Consider the following 15,188-nt stretch of genomic DNA (forward strand, 5'->3'; position numbering starts at 1 on the left):
ACATCGACAACAGGCAGGCTGTTACACTGAGCAACAGCAAGCTTTTCGCACGCTGATTCATAATAATAACTCAGGAACATCCAATGACGATCGCAGACACAAGTTCGGCAGATATTCCCGCCCGAGCGGCTCACACAGCGAGCCCGCAAAAAAATGCCCTGATTCCAAAGGCCCTGCTGATTCCGTTTATTCTGGTCACCTGCTGTTTTTCTCTGTGGGGCTTCGCCAATGATATCACTAATCCCATGGTCGCGGCGTTCGAGAAGATTTTCCTGACCGGCACCACTGAAGCCACGCTGGTACAAGTTGCCTTCTACAGCGGCTACGGCGCTATGGCCATTCCCGCGGCGCTGTTTATCCGTCGATTTTCTTACAAAGCCGGCATTTTAATGGGGCTTGGACTCTATGCACTGGGGGGCCTGCTGTTCGTGCCCGCCAGCCAAATCGGAGAGTTTTATCCTTTTTTGCTCGCCTACTTTGTCTTAACCTGCGGATTGGCTTTCCTTGAAACCACAGCCAACCCTTACATTCTTTCCATGGGTCCCTCAGAAACAGCCACTCGGCGTCTGAATCTGGCTCAGGCATTTAATCCTCTCGGCTCTCTGCTGGGCATGTACACAGCATCGCAGTTCATTCTGGCCAACCTGGATGCTCGCAGTAAATCCGCCCGGGAAGCCCTCCCTCTGGAGGAGTTTGAAGCCGTAAAAGCTGCCGACCTCACTGTGGTCAGCACCCCCTACATCGCGATCGGTTTAGTGCTGGCGGTTCTCTTTGTCATCATCAGTTTGCGCGCTATGCCTGGCAACCCCACCGCCAGCAGCGACAATGCCAGTCTGAAGGCCATTTTAGCGCGCCTGGTAACCTCGACACGCTATGTTGAGGGTGTTATCGCACAGATGTTTTATGTCGGTGCGCAAATCATGTGCTGGACTTTCATCATTCATTACGGTACCGAGGTCTTTATCTCTGAAGGTATGGCAGAAAAGGAGGCACAGATTCTCGCCCAACAGTACAACATAGCCGCCATGGTTCTCTTCTGCATCAGTCGGTTTATCTGTACTTTTTTACTCAAGTTCGTCAGCCCTGGTTTTCTGTTAATAATTCTTTCATCTGGCGGGATGCTCCTCAGCTTGGGCACCATTTTTATCGGTGGCATTGACGGACTTTACTGCCTGGTCGCCATTTCAGGATGCATGTCATTAATGTTTCCAACCATTTACGGTATCGCACTTAAAACGCTGCATGGAGACGATGCCAAGATCGGTGCTGCAGGACTGGTTATGGCCATCGTCGGCGGCACTTTTCTGCCGATGCTGCAAGCCAGTGTCATTGATCGCTGGTCGCTGGATTTTCTGAGCGGCGCTCAAGCTTCATTTGCACTGCCGTTGATTTGCTTTGTGGTTATTGCCATCTATGGCTACCGAGCCAAACACCTCCATGGGTGAGTGTGTCCAAAGCCGCTTCCTTTATAGCCCCAGATCAGTTGTGCTACACTTCGCAGCTGAAAGTAGCGCAATCACAAACAGAGTCCAGGAGTGCCAGATTTCCGTGACAAAAGTCCCTGAAGAAAAGGACAAAAAGAAGGCTAAAACCCCCTACACGGCGCCAGCGCTGGAAAAAGGGCTGGACATCATCGAGCTGCTCAGCGGTGAAGAGTCTGGTTTAACCCTCAGTGAAATAGCCACCAAACTGTCGCGCTCCACCAGTGAAATTTTTCGCATGCTCGCCGTGCTTGATCGACGCGGTTACCTCAGTACCGAGTCCGGACGAGACACCTATGTATTAACCATGAAGTTGTTTGAGCTGTCTCATCAGCATTCACTGGTTAAACGGCTGACTGGTGCCAGCCTGCCGATCATGCAAAAGTTGGCCCCCGCCATCGAGCAGTCCTGCCATCTCAGCGTTTATCACCGTGGTAAAGTCTTGGTCATTGGTCAGCGTGACAGCCAGATGGATCTTGGTTTCCGAGTAAAGTTGGGCAGTGAAATAGACCTGGTCGACACCTGCTCCGGCCATGTTTTGATGGCCTTTGCCGAGGATGACATGCTCAAGCAAATGCTGCAGGAACGCGCCGGCGATAGCTTCAAAAAGTCAGCGCTAATGGCGAGATTAAAAAAAGTGCGCGAGCAGGGCTATGAAAGCAAGCAGAGTCAGCAGGTCAGTGGGGTAAGGGATATCAGCTACCCGGTTTTTGGCTATACCAGCGAAGTCCTGGCTGCGATCACAGTCCCTTACCTTGAGCGCCTGGATAACGCCCCACACCCCACCTTTGATCAAGTGAAAGAGATGCTATCAGCCGCCGCGCACAGTATTTCTCTACAGCTTGGCTATAAACCGGAATAACACCAGCCCCGTATTGGGACTCATCATTACAGTACCCCCTCACACCGTCAATCCAGGTTAATTTGGGCTTTCGATCACTAGGACATACTGATCCAACCAGTGAACACCGGTAAACACTCGGCTGTTCACAGGTGCTTTTTCACTGTGTCACCTCGCCGTCTTCTGACAGAGCTGCTGAGCCATGATGGCGGCACCGCGAACACCGCTGGCATCACCAAATCGAGGGCGCTTTAACGCTGGAACAGACATTCCGGGCAATAGGTGCGCTTCAATTAAAGCCGGCAGTCGATGGAAAATTTCACGGATATTGGACACGCCCCCACCGATCACTATCACACCCGGATCGTAGTGCAAAATGGCTTGGGCGAGGCTACCCGCCAGGCAATCAAGATAAATAGCAAAAGCTTTTTCAGCCCGCTCATCCCCTCCACGCAGCGCCGCAATCAACTCTGGGTTATCGACAAATTGTCCTCCGCAATGCTGACCGAGCCACAACAGCCCAGGGCCGGCAATATAGGTCTCGGCACAACCGAAACCGCCGCAACCACAAGCGCGCAGAGGCAGCTGGTAGCGCTGTACCAATGTTGCCGAAATAGGCACATGCCCCCACTCACCCGCGATGCCCGACCGGCCTTTGTATATTTGCTCTTTAACCACCAGACCACTGCCGGTACCGGTCCCCACAATCGCGCCTAATACCATGTCAATACCCGCCCCAGCGCCGCCCAGGGACTCAGAAAGAGCAAAAGTATTCATGTCGCTGTCTATGGCCACAGGCCGCACCAGTGAGCGCGTCAGGTCTTCAACCAAAGACATACCATTCACACAGGGCAAGTTGGAAGAGACACAGTTGCCGTTATCGTCAACGATGCCGATCATGCCAATACCGATGGCCTTTGCCGGCTGCTCCACGCGCTGGTCAGCCTGTGCAATCAGAGAAATAATTGCGTCAATAAAATCGCGATAGCAGTCTTTCGGGGTGTCGACTCGCCAGCCGTCTTGACGCTTTAGATTCTCATCAAAAATGGCTATTTCGATTTTCGTTCCACCGACATCAATACCGTATAGCATTATTCACCCCGCTCACCCCCACTATGTTACACCTTCAGACCCTTGAGCCCGTCTTCAGCAGTGATTATTCGGCCTGTGATCCATAAGGATACAAACTCACGCCTTGTACAACCCGATTCACTTCACCGGAGGGGCACGGATTGTCAGCACCAATCCCCAGATTAATCGCCTTGTAGAATCCCAACACCTGACAGAAAACAACGTACACCAAACCAAGCCAGATATCGTCTATCATAGCGCTCGATTTACTATCCAACTGAAAATGATCCGCCGACAGTCCAATAATGGATAGCGCCTTGTCATCGCGATTTAGCTCTGCAAAAAGATCCCGGTCGTAGAGTTCAGTATAAGCATTGGCAGAGTGAAAATGCACAATCAGCGTGTTTTTATCAACCACGGATTTAGGACCATGGCGAAAACCCAATGGTGAGTCATGCATTGGCACCACTTGGCCAGCACTTAATTCCAGCATTTTAAGCGCGGATTCCTGAGCGCACCCCAGCAGTGACCCAGCCCCCAAAATCACCAGGCGATTAAAGGGCCGCTGCGCCAGCGTCTGAATATGGTCGAGCTCTTGCGCCAATAAGCGCTCGGTCATTTGAGCCGCCTGCTCAACCCAGCTTGAACAAGCTCCGAACACACAGAGACAGGAAACAATCATAGAGGAATAGCTGCTGGTCATGGCAAAGCTGCGGTCATTGGTGCCTTCAGGCATCAACAGGCAGTGCATGTGGTCCTGCCCTCGCTCGGCACAGACTTTGGCCAGACTGCCATCAGGATTGCATGTCAACACCAAATGGAAGTGCTGCTCGACAATCTGATTCACCAACGCCACGGCGGCAAGGCTTTCCGGACTATCGCCCGAGCGGGCAAACGAAATTGCCAGTGTCGGAGTTTGCGCCTCTAAATACAATTCCGGAGCCGCCAGGATATCAGTGGTTTTGATGGCTTCCACACGTCGCTTCAAACTTTGGCGCAAGTGGGGAGCAATCGCTTCACCAATAAACGAAGAGCTTCCGGCCCCCAGTAAAATAATTTTCAGCCCGGCATCCGCCACAATTGGTACGAGAAAATCTTCAATTGCGCTTCGCTGATCTACGATATTTTGTGCCGCTTCGCGCCATACACGGGGCTGCTGATCAATTTCTTTTGCTGTCCAATAGCTGTTAGCCTTTTCCAACACAGCCGCTGGATAATTTAATAAATACTCAGACATCGCTAAACCTCTTGCTTCCAGCAAGCTTTGGCGTAGACATCGATCACTTGCATAATATGAAAAAGAACTAACGCTTGCGCAGTTGGCTTCAGCACTTTCGAACGCACGGCTTGATATTCTTGCGGGAGATACTGCGCAAGCAAAGGCTCCGGTATGGACGATTCGGTTAAATTATTCATAAGGCAGGTAACCGCCTGTTCAATTTCAGGCTTCACCCAATAGTAACGAATACGATCACTGTAGCTGTAACGCCGGTAAAGGCGCCCCTGAGACTCCTGCTTCGGATAGTAGTTTGCCCAGTGCTCGGGTGATGCCAACATGATGTCTTCACAGACCTGACGCAGGCCTGAGCACTTCTCTTTTGTAATAAGCTCATCCTCAATATGACTTAAGGAAAATAGCGCTTCGCGCAGTGCATAAGTCAACTGTGGGCCGACTTTGAGAATGGCAAAGTGGTCGACAATCAAGTGCGTGTAGGCTTTTGCCGGCTGGTAATCGGTCGAGTGTGCCTCATAAACCAGATTGGGGATTTTTGAAAGCAGAGCGGATAAATCTTTAGCGTCATCCCGGCGATAGTCGTGTACCGAGGTGTGATCAAACTCAACCCCCGGCTGTACCACCAGCCCCACAACCCGTTCCCAAGCCTGAGACAAATCCCGCTGAAAAAAAGCTTTCCGATGCGCCTCAACAGTTGCGAGCACGTCCTCGCAGGCGGTTACCTGCAGATCGTCAATGGCTTCTGCCGCGCCGCCTGGAGGCGGCACTTCGGTTCCCACAACATAGACCAGCTCCGCGCAACCAAAAACCGCCAGTGCCGTTTTCTCAGCCACCGCACACAGTGCGGCGGCGCGCTCCGCGACAGTGGCGTCGGTGAGTGGCCCGGTATCATCTGCACAGCGCATACTGGTATCCAAATGGATTTTTTTAAAACCTGCGGCCACATAAGCACGAATAAGATCCTTGGCTTTCGCCATCGCCTGCTCGGCGGGCTCCGACACCCAGCATACCGGCCCCAGGTGATCGCCCCCAAAAATGATTTGCTGCCGGTCAAAGCCGACGGTTTCGGCAATCGCGTTGACGAAAGGGATGAAATCTGCAGGCTGCATGCCCGTATAACCGCCAAACTGATTCACTTGATTGGCGGTTGCTTCGATCAATACCGGCGTATTGTCCTTGAGCCCTTGTAGCAGTGCCGCCTTGAGAACCAACGGGTGCGCAGTGCAGATAGCATAAATTCCGCGCGCTAAACCGCGCCGGTTATCGGAAGCAATATCCAGAATTTTTTGCATGGCAAAATCCTGCCCGACGTTGTTTACACAATCACCACTGACGCAGTTTGTGGCCTTTAAAAGCGTAGAATAGGATAAATAGGTAACAGGGAATCATCAGTAGATAGGACGTTTGACTGTCCTGTAGTATGTCGGCCACCAAACCGTAAAGCATCGGTAAAAGTGCTCCGCCTGCGATTGCCATGATCAACAGTGCCGAGCCGGTACTGGTCTCTTTAGCGTCCAGCCCTTCCAGCGCCATGGGCCAAATGGCGGGCCAAACCAGCGCATTGGCCAAACCAAAAAGCGCCACATACAAAACCACATTGGGAATACCCTGCACACCGGTCCACAGCAACAGACTGCTCCAAACACCATAATTGTCCGGGCTGGCAGTGTAGATCAACACACTCAACACAATCCCCAGGGCCGCCGAGACCATTAACGCTTTCGACTGGCTGATCCAGCGAGGGATGAGCAACATCCCGATCAGATACCCCAACACCATGAAGCCCATGGTGTAAGAGGTCAGCTGGCCAAAGTTATTGACCCCCAGACCCTTGCCAAATAATCCGATCGTATCCCCCGCAATCACTTCAGCACCGACATAACAAAACAGAGCCGCCACACCCAGCATCAGTTGCGGATGCGACAGGATCGAACGGGATATGCCGCTCTCGGTTGATTCTTCACCCAGGTCGGGTTCAGGCAGAGGAGAGAACTTCACGAATGCAGCCAGCAATAGCAGCAGCATCGCCATAATGGCATAAGGTGTCATCAATCGAGATGACAAATCCACCAGGGCCTCGGTCTTATCGCTGACGCTCATAGCGGCCAGAGCGCCTTCAGAGAACTGAGAAATATCACTCAACACCCAGGCGGTAAAGACCAGGGGGGCCACCACACCAGCCAGCTTGTTTAACACGCCCATCATACTAATACGGACCGCCGCGGTTTCACGTGGGCCAATCACCACAATGTAAGGGTTGGCGGCTGTCTGTAAGATCGTCAGGCCGGTACCCAGAACCATCAGCCCCATCAAAAATACACTGTAAGTACGACTCAGGGCGGCGGGTATAAAAATCAAGCTGCCCACCATCATCACCAACAATCCCAATACCATGCCATTTTTGTAGCCTGTGCGACGCAGCACCATGGACATAGGCAGTGCCATGATTGTGTAGGCGATGTAAAACGCCATAGTGACAAGGTAGGCTTCGGTATGACTCAGCTCACAGGCAATCTGCAGAAAGGGGATTAAAGAGCCATTTAACCAGGTCACAAAGCCAAAGGTAAAAAACAAAATGCCAATGATCAGCATCGGTAAAAGGCTGGATGAACGGGTATTTATCAACATGGGTTGGCACTCATTATTAGAAGTTATAAAAACACCGGCTGGATTTGTCAGGCAAAACAGAAGTTTCGACATCTTTCAAATAATACATTCGAAAGCAAACGAAAGTCTATAGATGAAAAAATTTCGCCCAGGCCACTGAGCGGAATTAAGTCATTAAAGAGCGTTGAGGCACCACCGAGGCCAGTACAACTGCTGGATTAAACCTGATCGGGTCCGGCATTAATCAAGTGTACGGTCACGTCAGCCTGGGCTAAGCGCACGGCATAGTCTTCTGGCAGAGCACTATCGGTCACCACAGCGGTCAATCTGGACAGCTGACAGATCAGATGCAGGCCCTTGCGGCCGAACTTGCTCGAATCCGTCACGGCAATAACCTCATTGGCCGCGTCACACATCAGCCGATTGAGGCACGCCTCCGGCTCAAAGTGGGTGGTAATCGCTTCCAGATCAAAGCCGTCTACCCCCAGGATAAACTTGTCGAAACGCAGGTTCTTCAGGCTCGCCTCAGCCAGGGGACCATAAAATGACTGGGTCTTGTGTCTCAGGTTACCGCCACATAGCATCAGGGCGACAGCATCGATTTCTGCCAGACGGGTAGCCACATTCAGGCCACTGGTCATCACCTGCAGGTTCTGATGCTTATGTAAGTGGCGCGCCACCTCTTCGGCGGTGCTGCCAGAATCGAGAATCACACGCTCGCCATTGCCAATCAAACTCGCCGCCAGCTTGCCAATTTTCTGCTTCAGCGTAAGATTTTGCCGATAGCGATCATTCATCGACAGCTCTTTGGCCAGCGGCGTTGAGGCCACCGCCCCTCCGCGGGAGCGCACCAACAGGCCGCGGCGATCCAGCTCATTGAGATCACCGCGTATGGTCACCGAGGATACCGCAAAACGCTTGGACAGGGCCTCGACACGTACCTGCCCCTGTTGCTGGATTTCTTCGACGATTTTTTGGCGCCGCTGAATGGTGTCAAACATGGAATCTCTATCGCGATCAAAAGGAAATCTTAACAACCCATCAGCACTTTCACAAACTTACACTTGAGACGCTCAGGTATCCTGAAACCAATCGGCATAGCTGCCATAGGCCGCTTCTGTATGATCTATCAGCAGCCTGACCGGCAGTGACTGCACCTTTGAAAAGGGGGAAACCGCGTAAACTCCCTGGCGCTTATCGGTCTGGTGCTTGAACAGCTGCTTCAGGGTTGCATTGCAAAGCTCTCGATGCACCAGACACCTGGGCACATAGATGATGCCGTGCCCCCGCAGGGCTGACCTCTTCAGCACCATGCCATTATTGCTCTCAAGACTCCCGCCCACCGCCAGGCTATAGCGCCCCTCTCTCCCTTTAAACAGCCAGTTTTTAGCCCCACCATCCTGCAGGCTGTAGATAAGGCAGTTGTGATCCAGCAACTGTTGAGGCGAGTCCGGCGCTCCGTGCCGCTGTAAATAACCCTCTGATGCGCAAACAACCCAATCGGATTCAATCAACAAGCGCGCCTTGAGACTGGAGTCCTGCAGCTGCCCGGTGCGAATGGCAATATCGACACCATCGCGAATCAGGTCAACGTAATTATTATCCAGCCTTAAATCGACTCTGATCCTGGGGTATTTCTCGCAAAAATCAGAGATTGTATCGGCCAGAAGGATATCCCCCGAAATCGTCGGTACACTAATGCACACCTCCCCCCTGGGCTCGGCGTTGTACTCGGACACTTCCGCCAGTGCCCGGTCAAAACGTAAATTAATGATTCTGGCGTGCTCCCACAGACGCTTTCCCGCCTCAGTTAAGCTCAGGCTTCGGGTGCTGCGATAAACCAGCTGGGTTTTGAGCTCGGACTCAAGCTTGGAAATACGCTTACTAAAGCCCGGCGCCGACATACCGGCGGTTTTTGCAGCCTGATGAAAAGCGCCTGCCTCCACAAGCAGGCCAAAAAGTGCGAGATCACTGGCTGACGGCATATTGGTATCGATTAATAATTTTTTGGAAACAATATAATAATCTATTTTCTATATACACCCAATATCACAGTGATTACTCTGCATTCACCCCTGTATCCACAGCGGCTGAGCCCATTGAGCTCAGCATCGATTGAGGCCTGCTATGCAAACAGCCATCAAGCACTACCCGTCCAAACCGAAAAAAGTCTATCTGTACGCGACCTGTCTGGTTGATAACTTTGCACCACAATCCGGGTTGGATGCCATTGCGCTCCTAGAGCGCGAGGGCATTGAGATCATTTATCCCCAGGGTCAAACCTGCTGTGGGCAACCTGCATACAACTCGGGCTACGCCGAACAAGCCCAACAAGTCGCCATCCACCAAATAGCGCAATTTCCCCAGCCCTGGCCCATCGTTGTACTGTCCGGGTCTTGTGGCGGCATGCTGAGAAAACACTATCCCACGCTACTGCCCGACAGCCCTGAAGTGGCAGCCTTTTCAGAGCGGATCTATGAGTTCTCGGAGTTTCTGGTTCATGTACTGAAAATCAAGTTGGAGGATAATGGCCACCCCGAGCGCGTCGCCCTGCACACCTCCTGCGCAGGACGCAGAGAAATGGGCATTAGAGAACCCGGTGTTCAGTTGTTGCACCAACTGAACAATGTTGTGTTGGTCGAACAGGCTTACGAAAGTGAATGCTGCGGTTTTGGCGGCAGCTTTTCTGTCAAGCACGCCGATATTTCCAGCGCTATGCTCGAAGACAAGACGCGGCACTTGCGCGAAGCTGACATCGACCTCTACGTCAGTGCCGACTGGGGCTGTATGCTCAACCTCAATGGTGCGTTCGAACACCAACAGCAAACTCTACGCGGTATCCATTTGGCCAGCTACTTACTTCAGCGCACACAGGCAGAACCAGAGCCCATTGACAATGCATAATTCACCTCGGAACTTTAAGCACAACGCACATCAAGCGCTGCAGGATAATACCATCCGCTCAAATTTCCGCGGCGCCATGGATTTCTTGCGCAACAAACGCCGAGCGGCATTTCCCGACCGGGAAGATTTCGAGCAGCTCAGTGCCCAGGGGGAAGCGATTAAACAGCGTTGCCTGCAAAAGTTGCCACAACTGCTTGAGCAACTGGAGCAACAATGCCACAGCAATGGTATACAGGTACACTGGGCCGAGACCGCACAACAAGCCAATCAAATCGTGCAGCAACTCATCACCGATCGCGGTGGTCGCAGCGCAGTTAAGGGAAAATCCATGGTCACCGAGGAAATAGGACTCACCGACCACTTGCATCAATTCGGCATCGATTGTATTGAATCCGATATGGGCGAATACATTGTCCAGCTGGCAAAAGAAATCCCTTCGCATATCATCATGCCGGCCATACACAAAAATGCCGAGCAGATCGGGCACCTGTTTGCCGACAAAATACCCAACGTCAATTACACCACCGATGTTGACCGCTTAATCAATACTGGCAGGGAACAGCTTAGGCAGCACTTTTATGGCGCAGACGTTGGCATTAGCGGCGTCAACTTTGCAATCGCCGAAACCGGTACCCTCTGCCTGGTTGAAAACGAAGGCAATGGCCGAATGACCACAACCGTCCCCAACCTGCATATTGCAGTAACCGGCATCGAAAAAGTGGTGGAATTTTTGGCCGATATACCACCACTGCTTAAGCTGCTTACGCGCTCAGCCACCGGGCAGGCCATCACCACTTATGTCAATATGATTACCCGGCCACGCCAGGACGATGAGCGCGATGGTCCGAAAGAAGTGCATCTGGTACTGCTCGACAATGGCCGCAGCCAGGCGTTTGCCGACGACGAGCTTCGCAAAACCCTGCAGTGTATTCGCTGCGGCGCCTGCATGAATTACTGCCCGGTGTATACGCGCATTGGCGGTCATGCCTACGGCACCGTTTACCCTGGCCCAATTGGCCAGATTTTCACTCCGCATCAGCTTGGCCTGGAACAGACCAAGGACCTGCCCACAGCATCGTCCCTCTGCGGCGCCTGCGAAGAAGTCTGCCCTGTCAAAATACCCATTCCAAAACTTCTACAGCGACTGAGGGTTGAGTCCAACAAGCCCTCGCTACGGGTCAAAACTGAACATTCAGACCGAACAGAACCGGTTGTGATGCACGGGGAAGGCAGTGCGCGCCGGCGGCTTGAGGCTTTGTTGTGGAGGGTGTGGGCCGGCATCTGCTCAAGACCTGCACTCTATCGCACGACCAGTTGGGCAGTAACGCGCGGCCGCCAGCTAATACCCAATTGGAAAAACGGCTGGACACAGAGCCGGACGCTACCCAAGCCCGCATCAAAGCCCCTTCACGAGCGACTTAAAAACAGGATTCACTCATGAATTCGGCCAAGCAGAACATCCTCGCCCGGTTAAATCGAACACCCCTGAGCGCAAAACACGCTTTCGCCCGCCCCGCGCAATCTCCAGCAGAGCCATCAACAGAGTTTATGACAGAGCAGTTTGTCCAAGCCCTGGAGAGCAATCACGCAGAGGTGATTATCACGGCCCGCTCAGCACTCACACAAATTCTGAGCGCTCTCCTTATCGAGAAAAAGATTTCCACCCTGCTCACCTCCGAGCGCACCCGGCATATGCTGCCAACTGCAGATGCCCCCAAATATTCAGAATTTCCAGAGAGTATTGAAATATTTAAGCAGGCGTTATTTAACAAAATTGACGCAGCCATAACCACTTCCCAAGGCGCCATTGCCGAAACCGGTTCAATCATCTTATGGCCAGATTCGGTAGAGCCCAGAAGCATGTCTCTGGTGCCTCCCGTACACTTGGTCCTAGTCGAACAAAAGAGTCTTTTTCCCGACTTTCAATCGGCCATACAGCGACAAGCCTGGAGCCAGGCCATGCCCACCAATGCCATTCTGGTTTCAGGCCCCTCAAAGACCGCTGACATACAGCAGACCCTGGCATATGGTGCTCACGGCCCGCATGCACTGGTCGTACTACTGTTGACAGGATAAATCTGTCTCGCCATTAGCCCAATACAATAACAAGCGCTATGAGCACAAAGACTTCCACATTGAAATCAACACTCGTCAGTACTGAATTTATCCCGAATCAGGCCTGACACAATCTGACTTACCCACCCTGGTTTTAGGTGCTAATGCATCGATGCCTTTTTCGTGCAATTTTCAACCAAGGAAAAATAGTTCTGCTACCTGGCCCCAAGCTACGGATGACTTCTGCTGCTGACTCCTCATCAAATACGCGCTGGAGGGCAATTTCTCGGATGAGATGCTGCTCTTCATGGCTAAGTTTTCTGGCATCGTATTTCATGCGTGCTTTGATACCAAATTATATTAATTATTTCAGATCCATGAGCAATAGTTGGCAGCCTTGAAGAGAAAGTGACGCCATTTGGATTTTGCATCTGATCCTTGCACTACTGCCTACCGCGACTGACTAGGCACTGCTGGTAATCGTTAAAAATAAGAATAAAGACTCAATGACAAGTGCTCGACATTTGTCATGTATTGTCCAAAATAGTTAACGATGAATTGTAATAAAACATCGTATATTCGAGAGTTGCACTGTCCACTCATTGTGCCATATTTGTATATTGCGGAGCCCATGGAGCATCTCAGAGACATTACAAGGCACACCAATGTAGCTACTACTGATCGTTATATCGAGTAATATTAACATAATCAGTGTGAAGAATCCGTGTAAAATTTGAGCGCAAATAGCCTGGTGTATAGATTTTTACAGCGCTTTTGAATCCTCGTCATTCGACTCCAGGAACTGACTGCAAAGGAGTAATTACCATGAAAAAGGCATTAATTACGCCTATTTTTTTAATCTTTCTATTTACTAGCCTTTCAACTACACAAACCATTGCAAATAATGGCGGGATAAATGCCAAAAAAGGAAATGCCAAGCTCGCGGAGTTTGATATTGTTCATGCAAATATTGAGGCCGGCGATAATTGGTTGATATTTAAAATGCGTGTCAGCAACAAGGCAGGCCAATCGAAGCCAACACCCATTGGTAAACTGGAAGGCAGCGAAGCATTCTCATATGTATGGCCGACCAAAATTGATAGCTCTGCTGTTGGTTTTGACAAAAATCAGGGCATCCTAGCAATGGTCATAGCATCTCACCCTGACTTCGACGATACACCCCTATTTGATGAAAATGGCGATGGTGATTTAGAAAATGACGGCACCGTATGGCATTCCCATTGGGTTGTTTTGGTGCCGGATGATGTTTGCGGCAAAGGTGCTTTGAAAGTACAAGATATCCCTGCCGGAGCGACACCTAAATTGCCACTAACCTGGCCAGGCCTACCCCTTCTGATTGACAGCCCAGGATATTCTCCTGTGATTGACGGCAAGCAAGTACTGGTTCGAGTGCCATTTCGAAATGCAAAAGAGCTGAAAGGTATCGCTTTCGATGGAGTAACTTCCGGTCTTCGTATTAATGAAAGTGCGCACGCACCGTTGTTTTGTGTTGTAAATGTCTTTGATGTTGCCTCCGGAGATTTATCGTTTCCCGGCAAGATTGAATAATTGATAAATAGATAGCCCCAGATATTTCTCTGTTATCGGTAAAACAGACGTGTTCGTACTGGTGCCATTTCGAAATATAAGGGCGTTAAAGGGTGTTTCCTTTTATGGTGTCACATCTGAGCTGTGGATTAATGAAAGTACCCACGCGTCACTATTGTGTGTTGTAGTGTTTTTGATGTGGCCTCTCAAGATCCATCATTAACCGGACAAGTTAAACAGGCTTTTCGATTGGCAAAGGCATAATCCGGCTTTCAGTTATGCCTCCTATTAAAAGAGGTGATTATTATGCAGGCGACGCTTAAAAAAGCACCAGAACTGCGCATTCAAACCTGGTTAAATACAAACGAAACATTATCTCTGGCGGAACTTAAAGGAAAAGTAATCGCCATTTTTGCATTTCAAATGCTCTGTCCTGGATGTGTAGAACATTCAATTCCCCAAGCGAAGAAAGTTTACCGTTTGTTTAATTCGAATGATCTTATTGTTGTCGGGCTGCATACAGTTTTTGAGAACCATGAGGCTATGAAAGAGGTATCGTTACGTGTTTTTTTGCATGAATACCGTATTGACTTTCCAGTCGGCATTGATATGCCTTCCAGTGATGGAAGCCCGAATCCAATGACAATGACCGCGTACCAAATGGGAGGGACACCAACATTAATCCTAATTGATCGAAATGGCTATCTTCGCAAAAAAAAATTTGGTCATGAACACGATCTTATGCTTGGGGCCGAGCTGGCAAGCCTTATTTCAGAACAACATTTAAACAACGGAAATTAATATTTTAAAAAATCTTTTCTTAAATGTATTTACACATAAAGATAGCTTATTCCATCAGTATTTACAATACATGGGAAGGTTTCAATAGAAACATCAATGCTGACTATAATGAAGAGGCTGTAATATTAATGTGCGATTTTTTAACTTATAAATTCAAACGAGTATTTTGTTATAAGGCATAAGAAAGTTGATTTTGAGATCAGTAATGGGAAGTATAAAATAATGGCATACACTCAAAGGCTATCGGCAATAGAATCGGATATATAGCAACAGGTTGTGCACTAATAAATAAGATCAAAGATGGTAGTGTTCATAATTCTGTGTCATTTCTTTTTCATTAGCAAAAAAGGGATGACCTATGAGCAAACCTATTTTCGATATGAATGCTGCTGTCAAGGCGCTGCGTGAGGGCAAAGACCTGAGCGGCAAAGTGGTATCCTAACATCTTTGATTGAGCAGCTTACTGAAGCAGCCATAAGCGCGGAGCTGGAGGAGCACCTGAGGGTGTTCAAAACTCTGTGTCAGCCAAGTAGCCTCATAGGCTGATATATTTCTCCAGGCGATCCGGGAAGTGGATCGTCAGCTGTGACAGCGTCAAGTTCCAGTTCTGGATCGGGTGCGTCCAGCGCTCGGAGGCTTTCAGTAT

At 50.3% G+C, this 15,188-nt stretch carries 13 protein-coding genes and 1 pseudogene; 8 read left to right on the forward strand and 6 right to left on the reverse strand.

Annotated features, from left to right (window positions below; genetic code table 11):
• Positions 1 to 83: 83 nt before the first annotated feature.
• A complete protein-coding gene (gene fucP, locus ACL7TT_RS18305) occupies positions 84 to 1,445 on the forward strand; it encodes an L-fucose:H+ symporter permease (protein ID WP_413397592.1) in 1,362 nt (453 codons plus the stop codon).
• A 103-nt stretch (positions 1,446 to 1,548) separates the two neighbouring features.
• Positions 1,549 to 2,343, forward strand: coding sequence for an IclR family transcriptional regulator (locus ACL7TT_RS18310; RefSeq protein ID WP_413397594.1), 795 nt, complete (start codon positions 1,549 to 1,551; stop codon positions 2,341 to 2,343).
• A 147-nt stretch (positions 2,344 to 2,490) separates the two neighbouring features.
• On the opposite strand, the gene ACL7TT_RS18315 is transcribed toward ACL7TT_RS18310, so the two are convergent.
• The 6 genes from ACL7TT_RS18315 to ACL7TT_RS18340 all read right to left on the reverse strand — a co-directional run bounded on the left by ACL7TT_RS18315 (position 2,491) and on the right by ACL7TT_RS18340 (position 9,219).
• Positions 2,491 to 3,414 carry an ROK family protein gene (locus ACL7TT_RS18315; protein WP_413397596.1) on the reverse strand — a complete coding sequence of 308 codons (924 nt, stop codon included), beginning with the start codon at positions 3,412 to 3,414 and terminating at the stop codon, positions 2,491 to 2,493.
• 64 nt (positions 3,415 to 3,478) lie between these two features.
• Entirely contained in the window at positions 3,479 to 4,630 is a 1,152-nt protein-coding gene (locus tag ACL7TT_RS18320; RefSeq protein WP_413397598.1) for an SIS domain-containing protein, read from the reverse strand.
• A 2-nt stretch (positions 4,631 to 4,632) separates the two neighbouring features.
• On the reverse strand, positions 4,633 to 5,919 hold the full coding sequence (locus tag ACL7TT_RS18325; RefSeq protein ID WP_413397600.1) for a D-tagatose-bisphosphate aldolase, class II, non-catalytic subunit: 1,287 nt from the start codon (positions 5,917 to 5,919) through the stop codon (positions 4,633 to 4,635).
• A 31-nt stretch (positions 5,920 to 5,950) separates the two neighbouring features.
• Positions 5,951 to 7,255, reverse strand: coding sequence for a sugar MFS transporter (locus ACL7TT_RS18330; protein ID WP_413397602.1), 1,305 nt, complete (start codon positions 7,253 to 7,255; stop codon positions 5,951 to 5,953).
• Positions 7,256 to 7,452: 197 nt separating this feature from the next.
• Positions 7,453 to 8,235, reverse strand: a complete 783-nt coding sequence (gene agaR, locus ACL7TT_RS18335; protein ID WP_413397604.1) for a transcriptional repressor AgaR — start codon at positions 8,233 to 8,235, stop codon at positions 7,453 to 7,455.
• A 72-nt stretch (positions 8,236 to 8,307) separates the two neighbouring features.
• On the reverse strand, positions 8,308 to 9,219 hold the full coding sequence (locus ACL7TT_RS18340; protein WP_413397606.1) for a LysR family transcriptional regulator: 912 nt from the start codon (positions 9,217 to 9,219) through the stop codon (positions 8,308 to 8,310).
• A 142-nt stretch (positions 9,220 to 9,361) separates the two neighbouring features.
• Between ACL7TT_RS18340 and ACL7TT_RS18345 the strand changes: the two genes are divergently transcribed.
• The 6 genes and pseudogenes from ACL7TT_RS18345 to ACL7TT_RS18370 form a co-directional block, all read left to right on the forward strand.
• A complete protein-coding gene (locus tag ACL7TT_RS18345) occupies positions 9,362 to 10,138 on the forward strand; it encodes a (Fe-S)-binding protein (RefSeq protein ID WP_413397608.1) in 777 nt (258 codons plus the stop codon).
• Positions 10,131 to 11,579 carry a LutB/LldF family L-lactate oxidation iron-sulfur protein gene (locus ACL7TT_RS18350; RefSeq protein ID WP_413397609.1) on the forward strand — a complete coding sequence of 483 codons (1,449 nt, stop codon included), beginning with the start codon at positions 10,131 to 10,133 and terminating at the stop codon, positions 11,577 to 11,579. Before ACL7TT_RS18345 ends, ACL7TT_RS18350 begins: the two co-directional genes overlap by 8 nt.
• On the forward strand, positions 11,576 to 12,214 hold the full coding sequence (locus tag ACL7TT_RS18355; RefSeq protein WP_413397611.1) for a LutC/YkgG family protein: 639 nt from the start codon (positions 11,576 to 11,578) through the stop codon (positions 12,212 to 12,214). The genes ACL7TT_RS18350 and ACL7TT_RS18355 overlap by 4 nt, the downstream gene beginning before the upstream one ends.
• 804 nt (positions 12,215 to 13,018) lie before the next feature.
• Complete coding sequence (locus ACL7TT_RS18360; RefSeq protein WP_413397613.1) at positions 13,019 to 13,762, forward strand: hypothetical protein; 744 nt, start codon at positions 13,019 to 13,021, stop codon at positions 13,760 to 13,762.
• 285 nt (positions 13,763 to 14,047) lie between these two features.
• On the forward strand, positions 14,048 to 14,542 hold the full coding sequence (locus tag ACL7TT_RS18365) for a peroxiredoxin family protein (RefSeq protein WP_413397615.1): 495 nt from the start codon (positions 14,048 to 14,050) through the stop codon (positions 14,540 to 14,542).
• Between the two features lie 358 nt (positions 14,543 to 14,900).
• Positions 14,901 to 15,043: pseudogene (locus tag ACL7TT_RS18370) on the forward strand (IS256 family transposase); the annotation flags it as partial.
• Positions 15,044 to 15,188: the final 145 nt, after the last annotated feature.

The organism is Microbulbifer jejuensis, assembly GCF_047289955.1.
Lineage (GTDB): Bacteria > Pseudomonadota > Gammaproteobacteria > Pseudomonadales > Cellvibrionaceae > Microbulbifer.

What these genes read in the sequence shown, in the direction of transcription:
- ACL7TT_RS18365 (WP_413397615.1), top strand. Translation starts at nt 14,048, where the DNA reads ATGCAGGCGACGCTTAAAAAAGCACCAGAACTGCGCATTCAAACCTGG.
- ACL7TT_RS18320 (WP_413397598.1), bottom strand. Translation starts at nt 4,630, where the DNA reads ATGTCTGAGTATTTATTAAATTATCCAGCGGCTGTGTTGGAAAAGGCT.
- ACL7TT_RS18325 (WP_413397600.1), bottom strand. Translation starts at nt 5,919, where the DNA reads ATGCAAAAAATTCTGGATATTGCTTCCGATAACCGGCGCGGTTTAGCG.
- ACL7TT_RS18330 (WP_413397602.1), bottom strand. Translation starts at nt 7,255, where the DNA reads ATGTTGATAAATACCCGTTCATCCAGCCTTTTACCGATGCTGATCATT.
- ACL7TT_RS18360 (WP_413397613.1), top strand. Translation starts at nt 13,019, where the DNA reads ATGAAAAAGGCATTAATTACGCCTATTTTTTTAATCTTTCTATTTACT.
- ACL7TT_RS18350 (WP_413397609.1), top strand. Translation starts at nt 10,131, where the DNA reads ATGCATAATTCACCTCGGAACTTTAAGCACAACGCACATCAAGCGCTG.
- ACL7TT_RS18340 (WP_413397606.1), bottom strand. Translation starts at nt 9,219, where the DNA reads ATGCCGTCAGCCAGTGATCTCGCACTTTTTGGCCTGCTTGTGGAGGCA.
- fucP (WP_413397592.1), top strand. Translation starts at nt 84, where the DNA reads ATGACGATCGCAGACACAAGTTCGGCAGATATTCCCGCCCGAGCGGCT.
- ACL7TT_RS18345 (WP_413397608.1), top strand. Translation starts at nt 9,362, where the DNA reads ATGCAAACAGCCATCAAGCACTACCCGTCCAAACCGAAAAAAGTCTAT.
- agaR (WP_413397604.1), bottom strand. Translation starts at nt 8,235, where the DNA reads ATGTTTGACACCATTCAGCGGCGCCAAAAAATCGTCGAAGAAATCCAG.
- ACL7TT_RS18355 (WP_413397611.1), top strand. Translation starts at nt 11,576, where the DNA reads ATGAATTCGGCCAAGCAGAACATCCTCGCCCGGTTAAATCGAACACCC.
- ACL7TT_RS18315 (WP_413397596.1), bottom strand. Translation starts at nt 3,414, where the DNA reads ATGCTATACGGTATTGATGTCGGTGGAACGAAAATCGAAATAGCCATT.